General features: G+C 58.5%; 27 protein-coding genes and 1 tRNA gene. 10 read left to right on the forward strand and 18 right to left on the reverse strand.

Features of this window, described 5'->3' with window-relative positions; genetic code table 11:
- Positions 1 to 6 precede the first annotated feature (6 nt).
- Positions 7 to 1,716 (reverse strand): single-stranded-DNA-specific exonuclease RecJ, encoded by a 1,710-nt coding sequence (gene recJ / locus QMG15_RS10565; protein WP_281788576.1) that lies wholly within the window; start codon positions 1,714 to 1,716, stop codon positions 7 to 9.
- Positions 1,717 to 1,720: 4 nt separating this feature from the next.
- Positions 1,721 to 2,776, reverse strand: a complete 1,056-nt coding sequence (locus tag QMG15_RS10570) for a phosphoglycerate mutase (protein ID WP_281788577.1) — start codon at positions 2,774 to 2,776, stop codon at positions 1,721 to 1,723.
- 73 nt (positions 2,777 to 2,849) lie between these two features.
- On the opposite strand from QMG15_RS10570, the gene QMG15_RS10575 reads away from it, so the two are divergent.
- Both QMG15_RS10575 and lolD read left to right on the forward strand, forming a co-directional pair.
- Positions 2,850 to 4,121 (forward strand): lipoprotein-releasing ABC transporter permease subunit, encoded by a 1,272-nt coding sequence (locus QMG15_RS10575; RefSeq protein WP_281788578.1) that lies wholly within the window; start codon positions 2,850 to 2,852, stop codon positions 4,119 to 4,121.
- Positions 4,122 to 4,129: 8 nt separating this feature from the next.
- On the forward strand, positions 4,130 to 4,813 hold the full coding sequence (lolD, locus tag QMG15_RS10580) for a lipoprotein-releasing ABC transporter ATP-binding protein LolD (protein WP_281788579.1): 684 nt from the start codon (positions 4,130 to 4,132) through the stop codon (positions 4,811 to 4,813).
- A 51-nt stretch (positions 4,814 to 4,864) separates the two neighbouring features.
- Here lolD and nhaR read toward each other — a convergent pair whose 3' ends face one another.
- Complete coding sequence (nhaR, locus tag QMG15_RS10585; RefSeq protein WP_281788580.1) at positions 4,865 to 5,761, reverse strand: transcriptional activator NhaR; 897 nt, start codon at positions 5,759 to 5,761, stop codon at positions 4,865 to 4,867.
- Positions 5,762 to 5,889: 128 nt separating this feature from the next.
- Here nhaR and QMG15_RS10590 point away from each other — a divergent pair, with 128 nt between their 5' ends.
- The 7 genes from QMG15_RS10590 to QMG15_RS10620 are packed head-to-tail and all read left to right on the forward strand — an operon-like array spanning position 5,890 to position 11,321.
- Entirely contained in the window at positions 5,890 to 6,405 is a 516-nt protein-coding gene (locus tag QMG15_RS10590) for an Rrf2 family transcriptional regulator (RefSeq protein WP_281788581.1), read from the forward strand.
- A gap of 15 nt (positions 6,406 to 6,420) precedes the next feature.
- Positions 6,421 to 7,239, forward strand: a complete 819-nt coding sequence (locus tag QMG15_RS10595) for a TatD family hydrolase (protein ID WP_281788582.1) — start codon at positions 6,421 to 6,423, stop codon at positions 7,237 to 7,239.
- Between the two features lie 4 nt (positions 7,240 to 7,243).
- On the forward strand, positions 7,244 to 8,101 hold the full coding sequence (locus QMG15_RS10600) for a 3',5'-nucleoside bisphosphate phosphatase (RefSeq protein WP_281788583.1): 858 nt from the start codon (positions 7,244 to 7,246) through the stop codon (positions 8,099 to 8,101).
- A 54-nt stretch (positions 8,102 to 8,155) separates the two neighbouring features.
- A complete protein-coding gene (locus QMG15_RS10605) occupies positions 8,156 to 8,791 on the forward strand; it encodes an L-threonylcarbamoyladenylate synthase (protein WP_108401809.1) in 636 nt (211 codons plus the stop codon).
- Positions 8,792 to 8,837: 46 nt separating this feature from the next.
- Positions 8,838 to 9,509: a site-2 protease family protein gene (locus QMG15_RS10610; RefSeq protein WP_108358163.1), complete on the forward strand. Its 672-nt coding sequence runs from the start codon at positions 8,838 to 8,840 to the stop codon at positions 9,507 to 9,509.
- Between the two features lie 2 nt (positions 9,510 to 9,511).
- A complete protein-coding gene (locus QMG15_RS10615; RefSeq protein ID WP_281788584.1) occupies positions 9,512 to 10,708 on the forward strand; it encodes a tryptophan--tRNA ligase in 1,197 nt (398 codons plus the stop codon).
- Between the two features lie 22 nt (positions 10,709 to 10,730).
- Positions 10,731 to 11,321, forward strand: a complete 591-nt coding sequence (locus QMG15_RS10620) for a response regulator transcription factor (RefSeq protein ID WP_281788585.1) — start codon at positions 10,731 to 10,733, stop codon at positions 11,319 to 11,321.
- Positions 11,322 to 11,396: 75 nt separating this feature from the next.
- On the opposite strand, the gene ccmI is transcribed toward QMG15_RS10620, so the two are convergent.
- Genes ccmI through QMG15_RS10670 form a run of 10 tightly spaced genes read right to left on the reverse strand, consistent with a single transcriptional unit; the run spans position 11,397 to position 19,307 of the window.
- Positions 11,397 to 12,719, reverse strand: a complete 1,323-nt coding sequence (ccmI, locus tag QMG15_RS10625) for a c-type cytochrome biogenesis protein CcmI (protein ID WP_281788586.1) — start codon at positions 12,717 to 12,719, stop codon at positions 11,397 to 11,399.
- 1 nt (position 12,720) lies between these two features.
- Positions 12,721 to 13,185, reverse strand: a complete 465-nt coding sequence (locus QMG15_RS10630) for a cytochrome c-type biogenesis protein (protein ID WP_108358167.1) — start codon at positions 13,183 to 13,185, stop codon at positions 12,721 to 12,723.
- A complete protein-coding gene (locus tag QMG15_RS10635) occupies positions 13,182 to 13,763 on the reverse strand; it encodes a DsbE family thiol:disulfide interchange protein (protein WP_108358168.1) in 582 nt (193 codons plus the stop codon). Before QMG15_RS10635 ends, QMG15_RS10630 begins: the two co-directional genes overlap by 4 nt.
- The gene (locus QMG15_RS10640; RefSeq protein ID WP_281788587.1) at positions 13,760 to 15,679 is read right to left on the reverse strand and encodes a heme lyase CcmF/NrfE family subunit; all 1,920 of its coding nucleotides are present in this window, start codon (positions 15,677 to 15,679) and stop codon (positions 13,760 to 13,762) included. The genes QMG15_RS10635 and QMG15_RS10640 overlap by 4 nt, the downstream gene beginning before the upstream one ends.
- Positions 15,676 to 16,146 carry a cytochrome c maturation protein CcmE gene (gene ccmE, locus QMG15_RS10645; protein WP_108358170.1) on the reverse strand — a complete coding sequence of 157 codons (471 nt, stop codon included), beginning with the start codon at positions 16,144 to 16,146 and terminating at the stop codon, positions 15,676 to 15,678. The genes QMG15_RS10640 and ccmE overlap by 4 nt, the downstream gene beginning before the upstream one ends.
- On the reverse strand, positions 16,146 to 16,337 hold the full coding sequence (gene ccmD / locus QMG15_RS10650; RefSeq protein WP_108358171.1) for a heme exporter protein CcmD: 192 nt from the start codon (positions 16,335 to 16,337) through the stop codon (positions 16,146 to 16,148). Before ccmD ends, ccmE begins: the two co-directional genes overlap by 1 nt.
- Positions 16,334 to 17,077: a heme ABC transporter permease CcmC gene (gene ccmC, locus QMG15_RS10655; protein WP_281788588.1), complete on the reverse strand. Its 744-nt coding sequence runs from the start codon at positions 17,075 to 17,077 to the stop codon at positions 16,334 to 16,336. The genes ccmD and ccmC overlap by 4 nt, the downstream gene beginning before the upstream one ends.
- The gene (gene ccmB, locus QMG15_RS10660; protein ID WP_281788589.1) at positions 17,074 to 17,745 is read right to left on the reverse strand and encodes a heme exporter protein CcmB; all 672 of its coding nucleotides are present in this window, start codon (positions 17,743 to 17,745) and stop codon (positions 17,074 to 17,076) included. The genes ccmC and ccmB overlap by 4 nt, the downstream gene beginning before the upstream one ends.
- Complete coding sequence (gene ccmA, locus QMG15_RS10665; protein ID WP_281788590.1) at positions 17,742 to 18,380, reverse strand: cytochrome c biogenesis heme-transporting ATPase CcmA; 639 nt, start codon at positions 18,378 to 18,380, stop codon at positions 17,742 to 17,744. The genes ccmB and ccmA overlap by 4 nt, the downstream gene beginning before the upstream one ends.
- 3 nt (positions 18,381 to 18,383) lie before the next feature.
- Positions 18,384 to 19,307 (reverse strand): GNAT family N-acetyltransferase, encoded by a 924-nt coding sequence (locus tag QMG15_RS10670; protein WP_281788591.1) that lies wholly within the window; start codon positions 19,305 to 19,307, stop codon positions 18,384 to 18,386.
- A gap of 20 nt (positions 19,308 to 19,327) precedes the next feature.
- Here QMG15_RS10670 and QMG15_RS10675 point away from each other — a divergent pair, with 20 nt between their 5' ends.
- The gene (locus QMG15_RS10675; protein WP_108358175.1) at positions 19,328 to 19,525 is read left to right on the forward strand and encodes a hypothetical protein; all 198 of its coding nucleotides are present in this window, start codon (positions 19,328 to 19,330) and stop codon (positions 19,523 to 19,525) included.
- A gap of 28 nt (positions 19,526 to 19,553) precedes the next feature.
- On the opposite strand, the gene QMG15_RS10680 is transcribed toward QMG15_RS10675, so the two are convergent.
- From QMG15_RS10680 to serS, 5 genes are all read right to left on the reverse strand, one after another.
- Positions 19,554 to 19,988 carry a hypothetical protein gene (locus tag QMG15_RS10680; protein WP_281788592.1) on the reverse strand — a complete coding sequence of 145 codons (435 nt, stop codon included), beginning with the start codon at positions 19,986 to 19,988 and terminating at the stop codon, positions 19,554 to 19,556.
- Positions 19,989 to 19,998: 10 nt separating this feature from the next.
- Positions 19,999 to 21,243: a voltage-gated chloride channel family protein gene (locus QMG15_RS10685; protein ID WP_281788593.1), complete on the reverse strand. Its 1,245-nt coding sequence runs from the start codon at positions 21,241 to 21,243 to the stop codon at positions 19,999 to 20,001.
- 80 nt (positions 21,244 to 21,323) lie between these two features.
- Positions 21,324 to 21,413 (reverse strand) — tRNA-Ser (locus QMG15_RS10690).
- Between the two features lie 34 nt (positions 21,414 to 21,447).
- Entirely contained in the window at positions 21,448 to 21,927 is a 480-nt protein-coding gene (locus QMG15_RS10695) for a hypothetical protein (RefSeq protein WP_281788594.1), read from the reverse strand.
- 31 nt (positions 21,928 to 21,958) lie between these two features.
- Positions 21,959 to 23,281 (reverse strand): serine--tRNA ligase, encoded by a 1,323-nt coding sequence (gene serS, locus QMG15_RS10700; RefSeq protein ID WP_281788595.1) that lies wholly within the window; start codon positions 23,279 to 23,281, stop codon positions 21,959 to 21,961.
- Between the last annotated feature and the right edge of the window lie 10 nt (positions 23,282 to 23,291).

Here is a 23,291-nt window from a genome sequence, read left to right on the forward strand (position 1 = left end):
TCTTTTTTATCCAGCCATGCCTTCGACCACAAAGCGCACGCGCTTGTTGCCCTGCCATTCATCGGCCTCTAAGCGAAACGCCAGATGCGCCAGCGGCGGTAAGGGGTCCACACGACCAAACCAAATGCCATCCACAGGTTGGCCATGGTGGCGCAGTTTGAGGGCCAAATGTTTTTCGCCCACCAAGCGCTGGCCGAGTACCTCGATCTCTTCACTGAACGTGGGCGGCGCAAAGCCTTGGCCCCACACTTCGCGGGCCAAGGTGTCGGCCAGCTCGGGGCGGCGGTATTCGGGCAGCAAGGGGCCGTCGGTTTCTAAGCGGCGTTGCAAGGTGGCTTCATCGAGCCACTCTTGCGCGACTTGTTGCAAGGCTTCTTCAAAGGTGGCGAGGTTGTCCTCTTCCAAGGTGCAACCCGCAGCCATGGCGTGACCGCCAAAGCGCAGCAACACACCGGGGTGGCGCTTGGCCACGAGGTCGAGTGCATCACGCAAATGAAAACCGGGAATGGAGCGGCCTGAGCCTTTGAGCTCGTGCCCCTTGCCTGCGGCTTGGCTGGGCGCGAACACAAACGTGGGGCGGTGGTGCAAGTCTTTGAGCTTGGCGGCCACGATGCCCACCACGCCTTCGTGGAAGTCGGGGTCGAACACGCACAAAGCTGAAGGCGGTTCTTCTTCGGGGTCAAACATTTCTTGCGCCAGCTCCAACGCTTGCTCCCGCATGTCGCCTTCAATCTCGCGGCGCTCGCGGTTGATGCGATCAAGCTGCGTAGCCAGTTCGGTCGCACGGCCCACGTCATCCGTCGTCAAGCATTCAATGCCCAAGGTCATGTCCGACAAACGGCCTGCGGCGTTGATGCGCGGCCCCACTGCAAAACCAAAATCTTGCGAGGTGCATTTCTCGCTGGTGCGACCAGCGGCTGCAAACAAAGCGGTCATGCCCGCAGGCATTTGGCCCTTGCGCACACGCACCAAGCCTTGAGCCACCAAGCGACGGTTGTTGGCGTCGAGCTTGACCACGTCGGCCACTGTGCCCAGCGCCACCAGTGGCAGCAAGATGTCGAGCTTGGGCTGTTGTTCCGCAGTGAACACACCGCGCTTGCGCAGCTCCGCACGCAAAACCAACAGCACATAAAACATCACGCCCACGCCCGCGAGCGCTTTGCTCTCGAACGTGCAACCGGGTTGGTTGGGGTTGACCATCGCATCGGCCTCGGGCAACACCGCAGCCGGTAAATGATGGTCGGTCACCAAGACTTGCAAGCCCAGCTTGCGCGCCGTGGCCACGCCCTCGACACTGGCAATGCCGTTGTCCACGGTGATGAGCACATCGGCGCCGCTGGCTTTGACACGCTCAGCAATGGGGGGCGTGAGGCCATACCCATCCACCACACGGTCGGGGACGATGTAGCTCACGTGCTTCGCGCCCAGCAAGCGCAGGCCACGCAGGGCCACAGCACAGGCGGTGGCGCCGTCGCAGTCGTAGTCGGCAACCACGCAAAGTTTTTTGTTCGCGGCCATGGCATCGGCCAACAACACGGCTGCTGCTTCAATGCCCTTCAAACCTGTGGGTGGCAACAGTTGCGCGAGCGAAGCGTCGAGCGTGGCCGCATCTTGAATGCCGCGTGCGGCATACAGGCGCGCCAACAGCGGATGCACGCCCGCTTGCTCCAGCGCCCAAATGCTGCGCGGTGGCATGTCGCGTGGGATGAATTGCATGGGCTTAATCTTTCAAAGGCGCAACGGCCAACACGGTGTCTAAAGAAGTCGGGGCCAACTGCGTGCGCAGGCGTTGCCACAGCGACGGGGCTGCGCTGTCGTACACATGAAACTCATGCTCACCGCACAACACCAATCGCTGCGGCTCGCCTGCAGCCACGCGCGCCAACATGGGCGCAATGACATGGGCATCAACGTGTTGCCACGCTTCTAGCCAGCCGATGAGGTCTTGTTGCAACGCGCTTTGGCGCAAGGTGTGAATGACGGCGGGCTCTTGCTGTGCGGGCTTGTTCGCTTCGGCCGTGTTGCCGGCTGTTGCATCACTAGGCAAAGCGCCCGTGCCATGCACCCAAAACGAATTAATGGTCAGGCTGCGACCGTCGTTGACAGCGTGGGTGTAGAGCAACATTTGCATTTCGTTTTGCAACCGGCGCAGCAGTTTGGCGGCGGGGCTTAACGCATCAGCGGCCACATGGCTGCCCACCAACCACGGATCAATGTTGCGGCCAATCACGCGGTCTACCGAGGCGGTGAGCAAGTCAGCCAACAAAGGCGACTGCGCCAGCCACTGACCGGGCTTGTGGGGGTGCAAGGCAATGCCGTCTTCGGCAAAAAAACTTTGCATGGCGTTGAACAGCGCGCTGTCTGTGGCTTCGTCGATTTGCAAATAAGCGGGGTCGCCCAGCGTGACTTGGCCGTTGCTCACATGCCAGTTGCACAGGGTGATGAAGGCCCAGCCCTCTGTTGCGCCATCAGCAACCAAGCCTTGCGCCACAGCCGCACGCGCAGCCCATGGCAAACCACCATCCGTCGCTCGCCAACCCACAGCTTGCGCCCAAGCGCGTTCATGCGGGGGCGACAAAGTGGCCAGCAACGGTTCTTGCACGGGATCGACTTGCACATCCACACGTCGGGCCTGCGTTAGCCACGCGCGCAGATGGGGCAGCTCGGCCTTGGCCAACACCGATGCCTCGGGGCCGTGGGTGGTCCACAGCGAAAACGGAATCAGGGTGGTATCGCGCACATCATCAGACGGCACAGAGGTCAGCGCAGAAGTCATAGCCTTGATTGTCCGTGATGCCGCCAAACACTTTGAAAAGGCATTCTTTTCACTACGGGATAATCCAACCCACATGCAAACCACTTCCTCCAAACTTCCCTACGAACTGCTCATTGGCTGGCGTTACACACGCGCGGGCCGTGTGGCGGGTCGCAACGGTTTTATTTCGTTCATCTCGGGCGTGTCCATGTTGGGCATTGCGTTGGGCGTGGCTGCGCTCATCATCGTGTTGAGCGTGATGAACGGTTTTCAAAAGGAAGTGCGCGACCGCATGTTGGCCGTGGTGTCGCACATCGAGCTGCTCGCCCCCGGCGGCGAAGGCTTTGCCGATGTGAATGCACTCATCGCCCAAGCCAAACAAAACACCGAGGTCGTGGCAGCCGCCCCCTTTGTGTCACAACAAGCGTTGATGGCGCGTGGCGAAGACATGCGCGGCGCCATGGTGCGCGGCATTGACCCCGAACCCGAAACACAGGTGAGCGACTTCACCCTACAAATCCCCCCCGCGGTGCGCGCCACCTTGCAGCCCGGCAGCTTCAATGTGGTGTTGGGCGGCGAGCTGGCCATGTCCATAGGTGTGCGCGTGGGCGACCAAATTACCCTCATCGCGCCCGGCGGGCAAGTCACACCTGCAGGTGTGATGCCACGCTTGAAGCAGTTGCATGTGTCGGGCGTGTTTGATTCGGGCCATTATGAATACGACGCCTCGCTCGCGCTGCTGCACATGGAAGACGCGCAACGCATCTTCCGCCTGGAAGCGCCCACGGGGGTGCGCCTGAAAATCAAAGACAGCCAGCAAGCCCGCAGCGTGGCTTATGACTTGGCGATGCAACTTGGCCCCGATGTCATCGTGCGCGATTGGACACGCCAAAACCGCACTTGGTTTGCGGCGGTGCAAGTCGAAAAACGCATGATGTTCATCATCCTCACGCTCATCGTGGCGGTGGCGGCGTTCAACCTGGTCACCACGCTGGTGATGACCGTGACTGACAAACGCGCTGACATTGCCATTTTGCGCACACTGGGTGCGAGCCCCAAAAGCATCATGGCCATCTTTGTGGTGCAAGGCGCCACGGTAGGCGTGCTTGGCACGCTGGGTGGTTTGCTGTTGGGCCTGAGCGTGGCATTCAACATTGACGTCATCGTGCCCGCCATTGAACACCTGTTGGGTGCGAGCTTCTTACCGCGTGACATCTACCTCATCAGCCGCATGCCCAGCGACCCGCAAGCCGCCGACATTTGGCCGATTGCCATCATCTCGTTGGTGTTGGCCTTCTTGGCCACCATTTACCCCAGTTGGCGCGCCAGCCGCGTCAACCCGGCTCAAGCCTTGCGCTACGAATGAGGCTTGCTATGACCAATACACCTGTTCTCACCGCCCACCACATCAGCCGCCGCTTCACCGAAGGGCCGCTGGATGTGACGGTGTTGCAAAACGTTGACCTCTCGGTGAATGCCGGCGAAACCTTGGCCATCGTTGGCTCATCGGGCTCTGGCAAAAGCACATTGCTGCATGTACTGGGCGGCTTGGACGAGCCCAGCTCTGGCAGCGTGTCGCTGATGGGGCAACCCTTGGCTGGCCTCAGCGCTGCGGCCTTGGGCAATTTGCGCAACCAGCATTTGGGCTTTGTGTATCAGTTCCACCACTTGCTGCCCGAGTTCAGCGCGCTCGACAACGTGGCCATGCCCTTGTGGATTCGCCGCATGGACCGTGCCGCTGCCAGCGCGCAAGCGCAGGCCATGCTCGAAGCCGTGGGCTTGGGCCCACGCATGCACCACCGCCCGGCCGAGCTGTCAGGCGGCGAACGCCAACGCGTGGCGATTGCCCGTGCTTTGGTGACACGCCCTGCGTGTGTGCTGGCCGACGAGCCCACCGGCAACCTCGACCGCAACACGGCAGACAACGTGTTTGCCTTGATGTTGCAACTGGCCCGTGAGCACAACACCGCGTTTGTGTTGGTGACGCACGACAACGCCTTGGCGGCGCGCTGCGACCGCCAGCTGCACCTGAACGCAGGCGTGCTGCAAAACACGTGAAGAAGTAGGCACTGCTTGGCCAAGCGGCCCTTCTTCGAATGAATCGTTGCATCAACCGCTGAACAAGCGACCACGCGCGTTTTGCGTGATGGCTGCCACACACGGGTGCGAAATGCGGCGCTCCACCGACACCGCAAAAAACTCTTCCACCAGCTCGTCACTGCGGCCAATCACTTCCACACCGTACTGCGCCACCGTTTCTGTTTCCAAGATGCCGGGCGACATGAACACACCCCGCCCTTCGCGACCAAACGCCGTCATCAACGCACCATCGTCAAACTCGCCCACCACGCGCGGTTGAATTTTGTGGCGCACCAGCCAGCCATCGAGCTGTTGCCGCACCGAAGACGATGAGCCCTGAATCAGCATGGGCGCATCGTGCAAGCATTGCGGAAACTTACCTTTCAACGTGGCGCGCAAAGTAGGCGTGCAAAAAAAGCTCATGGGCGTGGTGCCCAGCGCGTGGTTAAAGGCCTTCACGCTGATGCGCTTGGACAGCGGCTCGTCAGCTATGACCAAATCGAGTCGATGCAAAGCCAGCTGCGCCAGCAGGTCTGGAAACTTGCCCTCGCTGCCAATCAAACGCACAGGCTCAGCAATCGACAAAGCGGGCTCTAGCAGCCGATAGGCCACCGACTTGGCCACCGAATCGGCCACGCCCACCCGAAATTCCAAGGTACGCACGCCCGCTTTCGTGTTGGCCATGGCGGCTTGCAGCTCTGAGCCCAAGGCAAAAATATCGTCGGCGTAGCTCAGCGCCTTGCGCCCGTCTTCGGTCAGCTCGAGCTGGCGGCCACTTTTGCGGAACAGCTGACGGCCCAAGCTTTCTTCCAACAATTTGATTTGCCCAGACAGCGTTTGCGGCGTGGTGTGTAACTGCTCACCTGCGCGCATGATGCCGCCAGCACGTGCAGTGACCCAGAAATAGTAAAGATGCTTGAAATTCATAACCCGTATTAAACTTCGGTTTTTTCGAATAAATAAAAGAATAAATACGAATTTACACGAAGTGATTTTCTGCTTAAAGTTCACCGCAGTCTGGCAAACAGCCAGAAGAAACCCGAAAGGAGCACACCATGCGTTTGAGTACCAAAAGCCGTTTTGCCGTCACCGCCATGATTGACATGGGCATGCGTCAGCACCAAGGTCCCGTGTCGTTGGCCGCCATCAGCCAACGCCAACACATCTCGATCTCTTACCTTGAGCAGCTCTTTAGCAAAATGCGCCAACACGGTTTGGTGGAAAGCACACGCGGCCCCGGCGGCGGCTACACCTTGAACCGCGACGCCAACCAGATCAGCGTGGCCGACATCATTGATGCGGTCAACAGCCCCGACGAGAAGGAGCAAGTGTCTGCAGATGCCCAACAAAATGGCTACGTGTCCACCGAAGAGTTGTGGTCACACCTGAACCAAAAAATGGAAGACCACATGCAGTCCATCAGCTTGCACAGTTTGATTGCGGCACAACTCTCGAAAGCGAGAGACTTGCCAAACAACAACTCCCCCAAGCGCGGCGTATTCGCTCAAAAACCACAAACCACGGTCACCACCAGAGCGCCCAACTCGGTGTTCGCGCTAGGCAGCGTTTGAGTCGCGCCACACACGATGTGGATTGACACACATGGTCATTTAGACGCCGCCGAGTTTGACGCTGACCGCGCTGCGGTGCATCTGCGTGCACGCGCCGTAGGCGTCACGACCTGTGTGATTCCCGCGGTTGCAGCCGCTAACTTTGACACCGTGCGCTTGCTGGCCCATGCCCAGCAAGACGCTTACGCGCTGGGCATTCACCCGCTCTACACACCGCAAGCCACCGATGTCCATTTGGCACAACTTGATGCCGCGCTGCACACCCACCGTCATGACATGCGTTTGGTTGCCGTGGGTGAAATTGGCATTGATGGTTTTGTGCCCGAGCTGAATAACTCGAAAGCGCTGGCCCAGCAGCAACGCTTTTACACAGCCCAGCTCAAACTCGCGCAACAACACCAACTGCCGGTCATCTTGCACGTGCGCCGCAGTGCCGACCTGTTGCTCAAAGGTTTGCGCGACACACCCGTGGTGGGCGGCATTGCCCATGCGTTCAATGGCAGCTTGCAACAAGCGCAGGCCTTCATCGCCTTAGGCTTCAAGCTCGGCTTTGGCGGCGCACTCACCTATGACCGCGCTTTGCAGCTGCGCCGCTTGGCCACCGAGCTGCCACTCTCGGCCATCGTGCTGGAGACCGATGCGCCCGACATTCCGCCGCATTGGCTGTACGCCACAGCCGAGCAACGCGCCGCTGGCCATCCCCAAGGCCGCAACGAACCCGCCGAGCTGCCGCGCATCGCCCAAGTGCTGGCCGAGCTGCGCGGCATTTCCCTAGACGCGCTGGCCGCAGCCACCAGCGCGAACGCTCGAGTTGCCTTGCCACGCCTACAATGAAGGCGTGACTTCATCCATCCTCAACGCCGACCTGCACTGCCACTCCGTGGTCTCGGATGGCACGCTCACACCTGAGCAATTGGCCGCTCGCGCCAAAGCCAACGGTGTCGAGCTGTGGGCCTTGACCGACCACGACGAAGTGGGCGGCCAAGACCGCGCCCTCGCCGCAGCCCACGCCAACGGCATGAAGTACCTCACAGGCACTGAAATTTCGGTCACCTTCGCCAACAAGACCGTCCACATCGTCGGTCTGGGCTTTGATGCCCATGACGAACAACTGAAAACCGGCTTGCAGCGCACACGTGGTGGCCGCAGTGAGCGCGCCCAAGAAATGTCAGATGGCTTAGCCAAAGTGGGCATTCACGGCGCATATACAGGCGCTCTGAAATACGCCGGTAACCCAGAGTTGGTATCACGCACCCACTTCGCGCGCTTTCTCGTCGAAACCGGCGTGTGCCAAGACACCAACGAGGTGTTTCGTCGCTTCTTGACCGAAGGCAATCCCGGCTTTGTGCCGCACCGCTGGGCCTCGCTCAAGGACGCGGTGCAGTGGATCGTGCAAGCCAAGGGCATGGCGGTCATCGCTCATCCTGCGCGCTACGGCTTCACGCCCAACGAAGAATTTGCGCTCTTCACCGAATTCAAAAACCACGGCGGCCAAGGCGTAGAAGTGGTGACCGGCAGCCACACGCCCGCGGAGTACGTCACCTACGCCGACATGGCCCAAGAGTTTGACTTCTTTGCCTCACGCGGCAGCGATTTCCACAGCCCACTTGAGAGCCGCATTGACCTAGGCACCCTGCCTTGGTTGCCCGGTCAACTCACCCCCGTGTGGGAAGCGCTCGCGGACCGAGTTCAATAAAAAATTTAGTGGTGTGAGGCCACCACACCTGCTTACTTTTCGGCGTACACGTTCATGGCTCAGTTTCTTCAAGTTCACCCCGACAACCCCCAACCCCGTTTGCTCAAGCAAGCCGTTCAGCTGTTGGAGCGCGGCGGTATCGTGGCCGTGCCCACCGACTCCAGCTATGCCTTGGTCTGCCACCTGGACGACAAAGCGGCGGTGGAGCAGATGCGTCGCATTCGCCAAGTGGACGACAAACATCACCTCACCTTGATGTGCCGCGATTTGTCCGAGCTGGCCAACTACGCCCGCGTGGACAACCGCCAATACCGTTTGCTCAAAGCCGCCACGCCCGGGGCCTACACCTTCATCTTGGAAGCCACCAAAGAAGTGCCCCGCCGCGTCAGCCACCCACAGCGCAAAACCATTGGCCTGCGCGTGCCGCTGAACAAAACCCTGCTCGATTTGCTTGAACTGCATGGCGCACCGCTGCTCGCCACCACCCTCATCGCCCCCGGCGAGACCGACCCGATGAACGATGCCGAAGAAATTCGCGACCGTTTTGAGCACGAACTGGCCGCCGTGATTGATGCCGGCGCTTGCCCGCTCGAACCCACCACCGTCGTGGACCTCACACCCATGGACGGCGGGGGTGACCCCGAGGTGATCCGCCAAGGACGGGGGCCTCTGAGCACTTTGGGCCTGTGAGCCGCCGCACAACTAGACCCAAAGTGTTGAATGCGACAATTGCACCGTGAATTTCCCTGACCTGATTCAAACCATTCTGATTTACGGCCTGCCCGTGGTGTTTGCCATCACGCTGCACGAGGCCGCCCACGGCTACGTCGCGCACTTACGCGGCGACAACACGGCCTGGATGATGGGGCGCGTGACGCTCAACCCCATGCCGCACATCGACCCCATGGGCACGCTGGTCATGCCCATCGTGTTGTTCTTGGCGACGGGCGGCAACTTTTTATTTGGCTATGCGCGACCTGTGCCCGTGAACTTCAGCCGCTTGCACCATCCCAAGCGCGACATGGTTTGGGTGGCCCTTGCAGGCCCGGCTGTCAACTTCATCCAAGCCTTTGTGTGGGCCTTCGCCATGTACGGGCTGATCGCCGCAGGCGTAGAAGAACGCTATTTCATCGAGGTCTGCAAAGCTGGCGTCAAAGTGAATGCCGTGATGTTTGCCTTCAATTTATTTCCGCTGCCGCCGCTCGACGGGGGACGCATCTTGGTGGGCTTGCTGCCTTGGAAGCAAGCCGTGTGGCTGTCGCGCGTTGAGCCTTATGGCTTTTACATCGTGATGGCCTTGGTCATTTTGAAAGTCGTCGACACCTTGTGGATGGCGCCCATCATGTCGCTCACCTTTGAGTTGCTGAGCCTCATGCTCAGTCCGTTTGAATTTTTACTGAAGCCTTGAACATGAAAGAACGCGTTCTCTCCGGCATGCGCCCCACGGGTGCCTTGCATTTGGGTCACTACCACGGTGCTTTGAAAAACTGGGTGCGTTTGCAGTCCGAGATGGATTGCTTCTACTTCGTGGCCGACTGGCACGCCCTCACCACGCACTACGAAAACCGCGAAGTGATTGAGAAGAACGTGTATGAGATGGTGATTGACTGGCTCGCTGCTGGCCTTGATCCCAACGCTTGCACCATCTTTTTGCAAAGCCGTATTCCTGAACACGCTGAGTTGTTCACGCTCTTGGCCATGGGCACACCGCTGGGTTGGTTGGAGCGCGTGCCCACCTACAAAGACCAGCAAGAAAAGCTCAAGGACAAAGACTTGGCCACCTACGGCTTCTTGGGCTACCCGCTGCTGCAAGCAGCCGACATCTTGATCTACAAAGCCAAGCACGTGCCTGTGGGCGAAGACCAAGCCAGCCACGTCGAGCTGACGCGTGAAGCCGCGCGCCGCTTCAACCACTTGTATGGCCGCGAAATCAACGCGGAAGAAAAAGTGCAAGCCTCGCTGGCCAAACTGCCCAAAGACAGCGTCAAGCGCTTCGAGAAAGCACGCAAGGCCTACCAAGAAACAGGCGATGCCAAGGCCATGGAAGGCGCGTTGGGCTATATCGCATCAGCGCCTGAATTGGACGAGCAAGACCGCGAGCGCTTGGGCGGCTACTTCAAGGGCACAGGCAAAGTCATCTTGACCGAACCACACGCGCTGTACACCCAAGCCAGCAAACTGCCAGGCTTGGATGGTGCCAAGATGAGCAAGAGTTACAACAACTCGATTGCCATTCGCGAAGACCGCGCCACGCTGGAGCACAAGGTCAAGCGCATGCCCACCGACCCCGCGCGCCAAAAGCGCACCGACGTGGGCGACCCCGACAAGTGCCCCGTGTGGCAATTTCACCTGGTCTACAGCGACGAAGGCCAACGCCAGTGGGTCTCCCAAGGCTGCAAAACCGCAGGCATTGGCTGCTTGGACTGCAAACAACCCATCATTGAAGCCATCTTGCGTGAGCAACAGCCCATGCTCGAACGTGCGGAACCGTACATCACCAACCCCAAAATTGTCCGCGACATCGTCGATGCAGGTACTGAAAAAGCACGCATCACAGCTCGGGAAACCATGCAGGATGTCCGATCTGCAATGGGGCTAAACTACTAATATTGATTCAGGAGTAATAAAAATGAGTATGTACATCATTGACGACCATCCTTTGGTTCGCCAAGCCATTGCCATGTTGTTGCGCCGTATGCGTCCCGCATCGAAAGTGATCGAATTAGAGAAATTCAGCGAATTGCAAGCTGCCATCATCAAAAACGGTGAGCCAGAGTTGTTTGTGCTCGACTTGTTGCTGCCTGGCGTGAAAGGCACGTCAGCTGTCAAAGAAATCAAAACCATGTACGCCACCGTGCCCTTGGCCGTGATTTCTTCGATGCCTGCTGGCGAAGCGGAAGAAACATGCATCGAAGCCGGTGCCGACATTTACATCGAGAAGTCCACGGCGGCCAACGAAATCTCCTCTGCCATCCAAGGTTTGTTTGCCGCTGAGAACGGTGACGAAGAAGTAGTGGCTGTGGGCGAGACCAAATTGTCTAAGCGCCAAAAGCAACTCATCGTCATGTTGGACCGTGGTTTGAGCAACCGCGACATTGCCGCCGAGCTGGACATCAGCGAACACACGGTGAAGGTTCACCTGTGGCGCTTGTTCCGTCGCTTGGACGTGAAAAGCCGCACGCAAACGCTGCACTTCGCACGCATGAACGGCTTGCTGTAACCAGCACCCCGCCCAACAAAAAGCCCCGCAGTTTTCAAAACTGCGGGGCTTTTTGTTGGCCTGTGCCGCGTGTGATTAAGGCGTGGCTTGCAAGGTGTCACGCACCATCAAGTTCAAACCTTTGCTGCCCGGCTTCACAGGCGTGAGGCTCACGCCGTAGTCACCCGGTTGCGCAGTGGCTTGCCCGCTCTTGGAGATGCGCACGCGCACCGTGACCTCGTCCATGCTCGAGAGCTTGACGCTGGGGTTCATCGCAGTGCTGTCGTCGAGCACAAAGTCCAAAGGCAGTTTGTCTGCCGTGGTGCGCACGATGGCCACAGGCATGCGTGAACCCGTCACAGGCGTGGCATACACAAACACGGTGTCCGTGGGGGCCACCAAGCCTTTGAGTTCTTTCACCAAGGTCACGCGGCCGCTGATGCTGGTCGCTGCGAGGGTCGCCTGACTGGCTTGCAAGTTAGCCGCTGGCTCTGCCGCACGTGGCGGAATAGCAGGCAGGCCCAATTTGTTGCGCGCCTCTGCAATGGCACGGTCTAGCTCTGGCGCATCAGGTGAATCAGCAGGCACAACCTCACGGGCACGCTCCCAATAACGCAAGGCGGTGGTGAAATTCATCTCCGCATAAGACGCACTGCCCGCCAAGAACAAGGCGTTGAGGTGATGCGGGTCTGCGGTGAGCACGCGCTGGATGATGGACCAAGGCTCGCCTGCGAAACTGCCGCCGTTCTTTTGCGCCAACACTTCAGCACGTTCAATCGACAAGTTGTCATCGCGGCTCAAGGCCAAGGCTTTGGCAAAGGCCTCAGCAGACTCTTCAAAATGGCCACGCGCGCGTTGAACGCGACCGAGCATGACCCAGCCTTCCATGCTGTTGGGTTCGTCTTGCAAACGGCGGGTCAAGGCCGTGGCCATTTCGGTCAATTTCTCGGGTGTGACTTCAGCGGATGAATCCACACCTTGCTTCAAAGCCATCGGGTCCAAGGCGGCGGGCTCGCCCAACACGCTGTACATCAGCATGGACGACACAGGCACCACAAACACCAGCACCGCAATACTGAGCCAAGGCTTTTGCCACACCACGGTAGACGTAGGGGGTGCAGGCTGGACAGTTTCATCAAGGCCAGCGACATCGGCCAACAAACGTTCAGACAACTCATCACGCGCGGCTTTGAGTTCTTCGTAGTTCAAGTTGCCCATCACGTATTCGCGGTCCAACTCGGCCAGTTGGTCGCGGTACACCGCGGCGTTGGCTTTGGCGGGGTCATTGATGGCATCGGCTTGATGTGCGGCCAAGCGCGCGCCTTGTTGCGAACCACGCCAAAGCGCCACACTCAACACGACCAACACCACGGCCATCATGGCCACGGCGACATAAATAAAAGCGAGTGCGGGATTCACATCAACCTTTCAACAGTTGTTTGGCGCGTTCGCGCGCTTCATCGCTCAAAGCGGCAGGTGCGGCCAAGGCGCGGCGCTGGCGCAAATAGACACCGAGGAAGATGGCAGCGATGACCAGCAACAAAAACGGGCCAAACCACAACACCCATGTCAAAGGCTTGACCTCGGGGCGGTACAACACAAAGTCACCATAACGTGCCACCAAGAAGTCTTTGATTTCTTGGTCAGACTTACCCGCACGAATCAGCTCGCGCACTTCTTGACGCAAGTCGTCCGCCAACTCGGCATGCGAGGAAGCCAAAGATTCGTTTTGACACACCAAACAACGCAGCTCTTGCGAGATGTCCACCAAGCGGGCTTCGAGCTTGGGGTCGTCCGCCATGGGTACCGCCTCGCGGCCTGTGCTGACAGATGCAAACAACACAAGGCTCATCGCCATCGCGACACGAACAACAATGCGCTTCATGACTTGTTCAACTCCGCAATCAAAGGCAAGACTTTGTCAGCCAACAACGCGGGGGTGACAGCGCCCACAAACTTGTAGCGAATCACACCGGCCTTGTCGATGACGTAGGTCTCGGGCACGCCGTACACGCCGTAATTAATGCCCACGCGGCCATCCAGGTCCATGACCGACGTCACATACGGGTTGCCATGGCGTTTGAGCCAGACTTGGCTGCGCTCGCGTGCGAGCTTGAGCTTTTCGTCAAACGGCGATTTGTAGGCGGGGTCTTGCGGCTGAATTTCTTTGTAGCTCAGGCCCACGATAGGAACTTGGTTTTTTTCTGAAAACGCCACAAGCACAGGGTGCTCTTCGCGGCACGCCACACACCAGGTGGCCCATACATTGAGCATCCACACTTGGCCCTGCATGTCCACGGGTGAGAACTTGGCATCGCCCGGCTCGAGTGTGAACAAGGTGAAATGTGGCGCTGGCTTGCCAATCAAGGGCGACGGGATTTCACGCGGGTCGCGCTTCAAGCCCACGGCCAAAAACACCACCAAGCCGATGAACAACACCAGCGGAATCAAAACTTTTTTCATTTGCGGTATCTCCGGTCCAGTGCAGCCAACACGCCACCCAACACCATCAGCAACACACCGCCCCACAGCCACGGCACAAACGGTTTGTAGTACACCCGCATGCTCCACTCGGTGCGTGCGTCATCCAGCGGCTCGCCCAACGACACATACAAATCGCGCATGAAGCCCGAGTCAATGCCCGCTTCGGTCATCGCCATGGCCGATGAGAAATAGCGGCGCTTTTCAGGCTGCAAAATTTCAATGACCTTGTCGTCGCGCAGCACTTGCACATCGGCACGCACGGCCTTGTAGTTGGGGCCACGCACTTCGTCGAGCGAATTCAAGCGGAAGGTGTAAGGCGCGATGGTGACCACGTCACCAATTTGCATGCGCACATCGCGCTCGACCTCGTAACACTTCACACCCGTGATGCCAATCACCAACACCGCCATGCCCAAGTGCGCGATGTGTTGCCCCCAGAAAGATGCGCCAATACGCCCCGGCTTACCCACACGCTCAATCACTTGTTGCGCTGTACCCAAAGCCACCCAGCAACCGAGGAACAAACCAAACGCCGCACCGATGGACCAACCACCCAACACAAACGGCAAGAGCACGGCCAGCGCAACCGCGCCAGCAAAGGTCCAACGCAACTTGTGGGCAATCTCACGCACATTGGCATCACGCCAACGCGCCACCGAACCCGGAACCATCAAAAACACAGTCGGCACGAGCAACGGTGCAAACACCGCATTGAAGTAAGGCGGCCCCACCGACAACTTACCCATATTGAGTGCATCAATGATGAGCGGGTAAATCGTGCCCAGCAACACCGCCGCAGTGGCCACCACCAACAACACGCTGTTGGCCAACAAGAACGATTCACGCGACACCAACTCCATGCGGCCACCCAAGGCCACGCGTGGCGCACGCCAAGCAAACAGCGTGAGCGACGCGCCCACCACCACCGCCAAGAACACCAAAATAAACACACCGCGCTTGGGGTCAGACGCAAACGCGTGCACCGAGGTGAGCACGCCTGAACGAACCAAGAACGTCCCTAGCAGCGACAGCGAAAAAGCGGCAATGGCCAGCAACACCGTCCATGCTTTGAAGCTGCCGCGTTTCTCGGTCACCATCAACGAGTGAATGAGTGCCGTGCCAACCAACCAAGGCATGAGTGAGGCGTTTTCAACGGGGTCCCAAAACCACCAGCCGCCCCAGCCGAGTTCGTAATACGCCCACCAAGAACCGAGGCCAATGCCAAAGGTGAGGAAGGTCCAAGCCACCACCGTCCATGGGCGCGACCAACGCGCCCACGCCGCATCTAAGCGACCACTCATCAAAGCAGACACCGCAAACGCAAATGCCACGGCCATGCCCACATAGCCCATGTAGAGCATGGGCGGGTGAATGACCAAGCCTGGGTCTTGCAGCAAGGGATTCAAATCTTTGCCATCCATGGCCGCTGGCAACAAACGCTCAAACGGGTTGGAGGTGGTCAAGATGAACAGCAAGAAGCCCACCGAAATCAAACCCAACACGCCAATCACACGGGCCACCATGTCGAGTGGCAAGCTGCGCGAGAACACCGCCACAGCCACGGTCCACAGCGACAACAACAACACCCACAGCAAGAGCGAACCTTCATGGCCACCCCATACCGCCGCAAATTGGTAGGGCTTGGGTAGCAAGGAATTGGAATGCTGCGACACATACAACACCGAAAAATCGTTGTTCAAAAACGAAGCAGCCAATGCACCAAACGCAAACGCCACCAACACGAATTGCAAAGCAGCCGTGGGGCGAGCCAACGATTGCAACGTGATTTGTGTTTGCGAGTTCCGCACCAAGGTGCCTGCAATGGGCAACACGCCTTGCATCACGGCCACCACAGCAGCGAGCATGAGCGCGAAATTACCGAGTTCTGGAATCATGGATTGCCTTTGATGGGGGCTGGCGTTTGCACAGACTTGGCCGCTTTGGCAGCAGCCGCTTCGTCCATCGCGTGTTGGGCCTCAGGAGGCATGTAGTTTTCGTCATGCTTGGCCAACACTTCACTGGCTACAAATATGCCGTCTTCACCCAGTTTGCCCTGCGACACGACGCCTTTGCCCTCTTTGAACAAATCGGGCAACAGGCCTACATAGGTCACGGGCATTTCGTGCACGGTGTCGGTGATCACAAAGCGGACGGTGTTGCCATCGCGCACCAAGCTGCCTTCTTTCACCATACCGCCCGCGCGAAAGGTGCGGCCCTTGGGTGCTTCGCCCTTGCTCACTTGCGTGGGTGTGAAGAAAAACACCAAATTGCTTTGGAAGGCGTTCAGCACAAAAGCCGCTGCCGCGCACAACACCACGATGCCAGCGGCAATGAGTGCAAATCGTTTGGTTCTGGGTTTCATCACATCAACTCTTCAACAGGTAATTGAGCCACGGCCTGCTCGGCTTTCAATTGATTCAGCACCACGCGGTGCGCCCAACGCGCTTGCAGCACTTCCAGCGCCAGCAGCAAAGCGGTCACGCCCACGCTGCCCCACACATACACGGCATAGCCGCCCATGGCCCAAAACTGGCTCCAGCTTTCCCATCTCATGGCTTCACCTCATCGAGTTCGTGTACCCAACTGGCATGGCTCTCACGCTGCAAGATGAGGGTACGTACGCGGTACAGCACCAGGGCCACGGTGTAAAACCAAAATGCCAAGGCCATCAGCAACATGCTCCACAACATGATTTCAGCCATGCTGGGGGCTTTGGTGAGCGACACCGAGGCACCTTGGTGCAAGGTGTTCCACCACTTCACTGAAAAATAAATGATGGGCACGTTGATCGCGCCCACGATGGCAATGAGTGCACCCGCGCGGTCGCTGCGACGCGTGTCGTCAATGGCCGACGTCAAAGCGATGTAGCCGAGGTACAAGAAAAACAAAATCAACTCAGACGTGAGGCGCGCATCCCACACCCACCAAGCGCCCCACATGGGCTTGCCCCAGAGTGCGCCGGTCCACAAGGACAGAAACGCAAACATGGCACCCGTCGGTGCCAAAGCGCGGGTCATCATGCCCGACAGGCGGGTGTTGAAGGTCAGGCCCAACACACTCCAAAACGCCATGGCCAAGTAAATGACCATCGACATCCAGCTCGCAGGCACATGCACGAAGATGATGCGGTAGCCCTCGCCTTGCTGGAAGTCGGTGGGCGCCACGGCAAAGCCTAGCCATAGGCCCGCCGCCATCAGCAAGATGGCCAGCACCGCAAACCAAGGCCACGCCTTGCCCGCTAAACCATAAAAGGTTTGCGGTGCGGCGTAGTGAAACAAGTTTGTTTTTTTCATTCCAACGCGATCCGTAAAGCCGCTGCACATGCAAACGGGCTGAAAAAGGCTGCGGGCAAAAGCATGGCCATCAAAATTGAAAAATGCGCCTGTGCGCCCAACCCACTGGCTTGCGCCTCAACTGCGCCAGCACCAAACACCAGCACAGGGATGAACAAAGGCAAGACCAACAGCGACAACAACACCCCACCGCCACGCACACCCAAGGTCAATGCGGCACCAATGCCGCCCACCAAAGACAAAATTGGCGTGCCCAACAACAGCGCCAAAGTGAGGGTGACCAAGGCATCTGCCGACAGGTCAAATTGCAGCCCTAAAACTGGCGCCAATAATACCAACGGCACCCCTGAGACGAGCCAGTGCGCCAAGAGTTTGGCACTGATCAGTAAGGGCATTGGCGTGGGCGACAAGGCCATTTGTTCCAGCGTGCCGTCGCGGTAATCGGCCTCAAACAAACGCTGCAAAGCCAACATGCTCGACAACAGCGCGCCCACCCACAACACACCCGGGGCCACCAAGCGCAAGGTGTTCAGCTCTGGACCAATGCCAAGTGGAAACAAAGCGGCCACCACCACAAAGAAAAACACCGCGGTCAGCACCTCGCTCTTGCGACGCATCGCCAACAGCAAATCGCGCCGCAACACGGCCATGAACGCGCCGCCACTCATGCCACGCCTCTCAATCGGTAAGTTTGCACATCGACCGACGAGCCGTTGGCACGGGTCAGCGTCACAGGCTGATGGCTGGTAAAGAGCACCATGCCGCCGTTGGCCACATGCTCGGCCAACAGGCCACGCAGGCCATCCACTGCTTTCACATCCAAGGCCACAAAAGGTTCGTCCAACACCCACAGCGGGGCTTGACTGGCCAGCAAACGGGCCAGCGCTGTGCGGCGCTTTTGGCCTTGCGACATCACGCGCAGCGGCAAATGCTCGCGCCCGCGCAAACCCATGCGGGCCAGAGCCACCATGGCTTGTGGTTCGCTCAAGGTGCGGCCCGACACTGCGGCATCAGACATGAGGTTTTCTAAAGCCGACAGCTCTTCTTTGAGCGACAAACCGTGGCCCAAATAAAACAAGGATGAATGAAACGCGACGGCATTTTGCTGAATGGTTTTGTCTTGCCAACACACCTCACCCGCATCGGCGGGTGACAAGCCACAGATGATGCGCAGCAAGCTGGTTTTACCCACGCCGTTGTCGCCTTCGAGGTGCAAGGCTTGGCCCGCTTGCAGGGCAAAGCTGACGTCGGCAAACAGTGGCTTGTTGCCACGGCTGCAGACAAGGTGTGAGACGCGCAGCATGGTTTAAATGAACGTCCCTGCGCAGGTGAGCACTTGGCCGCCCGTGCTCATTTTGAAACGCGCAATGCCTGCACTGCGTGTGGTGTTGACACCGCCGAGGTCGAGTTTGCGCACACCGCGCTCGCGCAACTCTTCGATGCCTTTCCACAAAATCAAATTGTGGGCATGCAAGTCACGGCCCGCATCGCTGGTCCAACCCACTTGGTAGGTGGCGGCTTCGCCGTGAATCAAAAACATCATGCCCGCCACGCGGTCGCGGCCCACGTCGGCGCGCATCGTCAAAATGGTTTTGGTGGGCTGTTGGCGCGAGGGCACGTACAAGTCAAAGAAGTGCAGCGGCAAACCGTGCAAACCACGTTGCTCGCGTTGCTGCATTTCGGCGTCCAACAGCCAACGGTATTGGCCGGCATTGGTACCCACGCGATGGATGGTGAGCTCAGAGTTTTCTGCACCGCCCAAGCGGTGACGCCAGCGTTTGTCCAGCTGCGCACGCAGCTCATCCATCGACAGGGTGAGGTCCAGCATCACGGTGCTGTGCCCTGTCATCACACGACGCCAGCGCGAGAGGCCCAGTTCAGAGCTTTGCGCTTCCAGCGGCGTGAACGCGACCACGCGCAAATTTTTCAAAGGAATGGTTTGCTTCAACGCTTTGTAAACACGGGCCTTCTCAGCACCCGACAGCGGTTGCAACCACACCGGCCCCAGCGAGCACAGCGCCATGTTGGCCAAACCGCTGGCCAAACGGCGCACGATGAATTGAGCCAAGGCCACGGGCGCGCCATCTTGTTCGACATAGGCGCGCAACACGCCCACGCCCAGCGTTTTCATGCATGAGCCATAGGCCCAGTCTTGCTGCAAGGGGGCAGCAGAAGCGGCATGGTGTGCGTCCCACTCGGGATGGGTCAAGGTGTCCCAGTTGACTTTCATACGCCTAGAATCCTCACACCATGTTGAACAAACTTCGCCTTCGCCGACAAGCCGAGACCGTGATGGGTCATCGCTTGGAAGAACCCCGCCTGACACTGGTGTTTGTGCTGTGGGTGTTTGTGTACGTGGGTTTGCCCCTGCTGGTCGTCAGCAGCTTGATTGACTTGCTCATTCAGCAAATCACGGGCAACTGCACCGGTTTTTGGTGCTGGTTTTAAACAGAGAGCCATCGTTGTTTGCACGGCCTTAACGGGGCACGCTGCAAGGCCCTGTGATGTTGATACGCACTTTTTTACCCATGTAGGTGGTGTCGGTGTAAGCGGTCACCACGATGGTGGCTTGCTCGATGCGAATCTCTGACTCGGCCCCTGTCACCTTGTGCTTGCGAAACGCGCCCATTTCTTTGGGCGTCGTTAAGTTCTTCCCTGTGAACTCTTCGGTCGCCAAGCTGTTGGCCATCACCAAATAAGGCTCAGGGCCATTCATCTTGAGGAAGATATTTTTGCCCATGGATTGAATTTCAATCACCACTTTTTGCGGCTTGATCTTCACGTCTTCCATCGCCGGGATACTGGCTTCCACCTCGCAAGGCATTTTGAAGGTCTGCGCAAAAGCTGGACTGGCAAACAAGGCTGCGGCAAACAGCGTGGCAGGTACCAAACGGGCGGGATTCATCGTCATAGTTCCCATTCTAAGAAGGCTGAGACGGCGCATCCGTCTTGCGATGCGCCACCCTTTGCGCGCGGTAAATGCCCGATTGACCCGAGCATACATAGCTCATCACACAGGCCAGCGCGGCAAACACGCCGATCTCTGCACCGAACAACTCCATCGCCATCAAAGTCGACGCGATGGGCGTGTTGGCAGCCCCTGCAAACACGGCCACAAAACCCACCGCAGCCAACAGTGCAAACGGCACATCCAGCAACGGCGCCAAGGCATTGCCCAGTGTGGCGCCAATGTAGAACAAAGGCGTCACTTCGCCACCCTTAAAGCCTGAACCCAGCGACGCAATGGTGAACATCATCTTGCCTAAAAAGTCGGTGGGTGCAAGGGGATGGCCGAAAGCCTCCACCATCACCGGAATGCCCAAACCGATGTAACGGTCAAAGCTACCCCACATCACAACAGCGGCAATCACCGTGCCGCCCAACAAAGGGCGCAGCGGTGCATAGGCAATGCGCTTTTTCATCACCCCACTCAACGCGTGGGTGCCATCGGCAAACACCTTGCCAGCCAAGCCAAACACGGCACCGGCCACCACCATGGCTACCAGCAGCCATGCCGTGATTTGTGGCACCAAGCCCACTTCGTATAGCGTGTGTTGCACGCCCCACAGCAAGCCCACTTGGTCAGCCACCACCGCAGCGATCACACAGGGCAGCAAAGCATCGAGGCGCAGGCGACCAATGGCCAGCACTTCTAGCGCAAACACAGCACCGGCCAAGGGCGTACCAAAGACGGAGGCAAAACCGGCACTGATACCGGCCATCAACACCATGCGACGGTCCGTGTGGTTGAGCTTGAAAAAGTGGGTGAGCTGGTCGGCCAGTGCGCCGCCCATTTGCACCGCCGTGCCTTCACGGCCCACCGATGCGCCAAACAAATGAGAAATCACCGTACCGCCCAACACAAACGGAGCCATGCGCAAAGGCACTACTTTTTGAGGGTCGTGAATTTCGTCAATCAACAAGTTGTTACCCGCCTCGACGTGCTGACCAAACTTGAGGTACAACCAGCCCACACAGAAGCCCGCGACGGGCAAGCCCCAAATCAGCCAACGGTTGGCTTCACGGGTCTGGGTCGCCCAATCAAGCGAGAAAAGAAACAGGGCTGAGGCAGAGCCTGCCAATCCAGCAACCACCGTCGCCAAAGCCACCCACTTCGCCACGTAGCGCAGGAGGTCTAGCTTGGAAGATTGCTCAAGATGCGGCATCTGTCGCCCTGTAAGACTGACAGCCGAATATGAAAAAAGCCGTTCGATGACGAACGGCTTTTTAAGGTGCTTGTTAGGCTTGGCGGAGAAGGAGGGATTCGAACCCTCGGTAGGGTCGCCCCTACGCTTGATTTCGAGTCAAGTACATTCGACCACTCTGCCACTTCTCCTGATTCGGTGTCGTTTGTCGAAGCCGCAATTCTATCAGGGGCGACGTGCGCCAGCGCCGCCCAAAGGCTGCACCACCACACCCGCACCTGCAGATGCACCGCCTGTGCTGCCCACGGGGCTGACGGTCATGGATGCGAGCGAACCAGAAAACAAACCACTGTCTTCAATCTCAATCGTGGCGGCACGGTCAGCGCGTGTGAACACGAGCAGGCTTTTCTTACCGCGTACAGAAGCGATCATGGTCCAACCTTGACGAGGCAGCTGTTCAGCAAAGAAGTTGTAGCTCGCGTTGGCGTCATTTGGCAGCTCAAACACTGCACGGCCTAACCAGCCCTCACCCACACCAAAGATCAAAGACTCTGGTGTGCGCAGCTTGGTGCCCACGGGCATTGGCATGCGCCCAAATTGGTCCATGCTGGGGCGCTGGCCATTGTCCGCATTGGTTTGCGATTCATTGGTGCTCGCGCAAGCGCTCAGCAACGCTGTGACCAGCAAAAGAAATAATTTTTTCACAGCGTTCATTCCTAAAGTTTTGCGAACTGTATCAGCCGCGTAGCTCTGTCACGCCACCCATGTAAGGGCGCAGCGCTTCAGGCACGCGGATGCTGCCATCGGCTTGTTGGTAGTTTTCCAACACGGCCACCAAGGTGCGGCCCACGGCCAGGCCTGAACCGTTCAAGGTATGCACAAGTTCGTTCTTGCCTTGGGCGTTTTTGAAACGCGCTTGCAAGCGACGGGCTTGGAAGGCTTCGCAGTTCGACACCGAGCTGATTTCGCGGTAGGTGTTTTGCGCAGGCAGCCACACTTCGAGGTCGTGTGTTTTGGTGGCACCAAAGCCCATGTCGCCCGTGCAGAGCAACATCACGCGGTAAGGCAAGCCCAGTTTTTGCAACACAGCCTCGGCATGGCCTGTCATTTCATCCAAGGTCTCGTAGCTCTTGTCGGGGTGCACGATTTGCACCATCTCGACTTTGTCGAACTGGTGTTGGCGAATCAAACCACGTGTGTCGCGGCCAGCACTGCCAGCTTCAGAACGGAAGCAAGGTGTGTGTGCGGTGAGCTTGATAGGCAACTCGTTTTCGGCCAAAACCACATCGCGCACGAAGTTGGTCAGCGGCACTTCGCTGGTGGGAATGAGGTAAAGCGCCGCGCTTTCGCTGGTGGCTTCGCCCTCTTGGCCGCCCTTCTTGGCGGCAAACAAGTCTTCTTCAAACTTGGGCAACTGGCCGGTGCCTTTGAGGCTGTCGGCGTTCACGATGTAGGGCGTGTAGCACTCGGTGTAACCGTGCTCTTGGGTTTGCACGTCGAGCATGAACTGCGCGAGCGCACGGTGCATGCGGGCAATTTGGCCCTTCATCACGGTGAAGCGTGAGCCAGAGAGCTTGACGCCCATTTCAAAGTCGAGGCCCAAAGGCTCACCCAAGTCCACATGGTCTTTGGGTTCGAAGCCCAAAGGTGCGGGTTCGGTGCCTGTGGGGCTCCAGCTGCGCAGCACCACGTTGCCGTGTTCGTCTTCGCCTGCGGGCACGCTGTCGTGCGGCAAGTTAGGCACGGCCAACAACAAGGTTTGCAACTCGGCTTGCAGGGCGTCTAAGCGCACGGCCGAGGTATCGAGTTCGGTTTTGATGTCGGCCACTTGCGCCATCACACCGTCAGCGCTTTCGCCTTTGGCTTTGAGCATGCCGATTTGTTTAGACAGCGCATTGCGGCTGGCTTGCAATTCTTCGGTGCGGGTCTGCAATGTTTTGCGCTCAGCCTCTAAAGCTTGGTACGCATCCACATTCAAGAATGCTTGTGGGTTCTTGCGCTTTTCGAGTTTGGCAATGACGCTGGGCAGGTCGCGGCGCAGTTGGTTGATGTCGAGCATTGAGTTTCAG

Origin of the sequence: Limnohabitans sp. INBF002, from assembly GCF_027924905.1 — a bacterium.
Taxonomy (GTDB): Bacteria; Pseudomonadota; Gammaproteobacteria; order Burkholderiales; family Burkholderiaceae_C; genus Limnohabitans.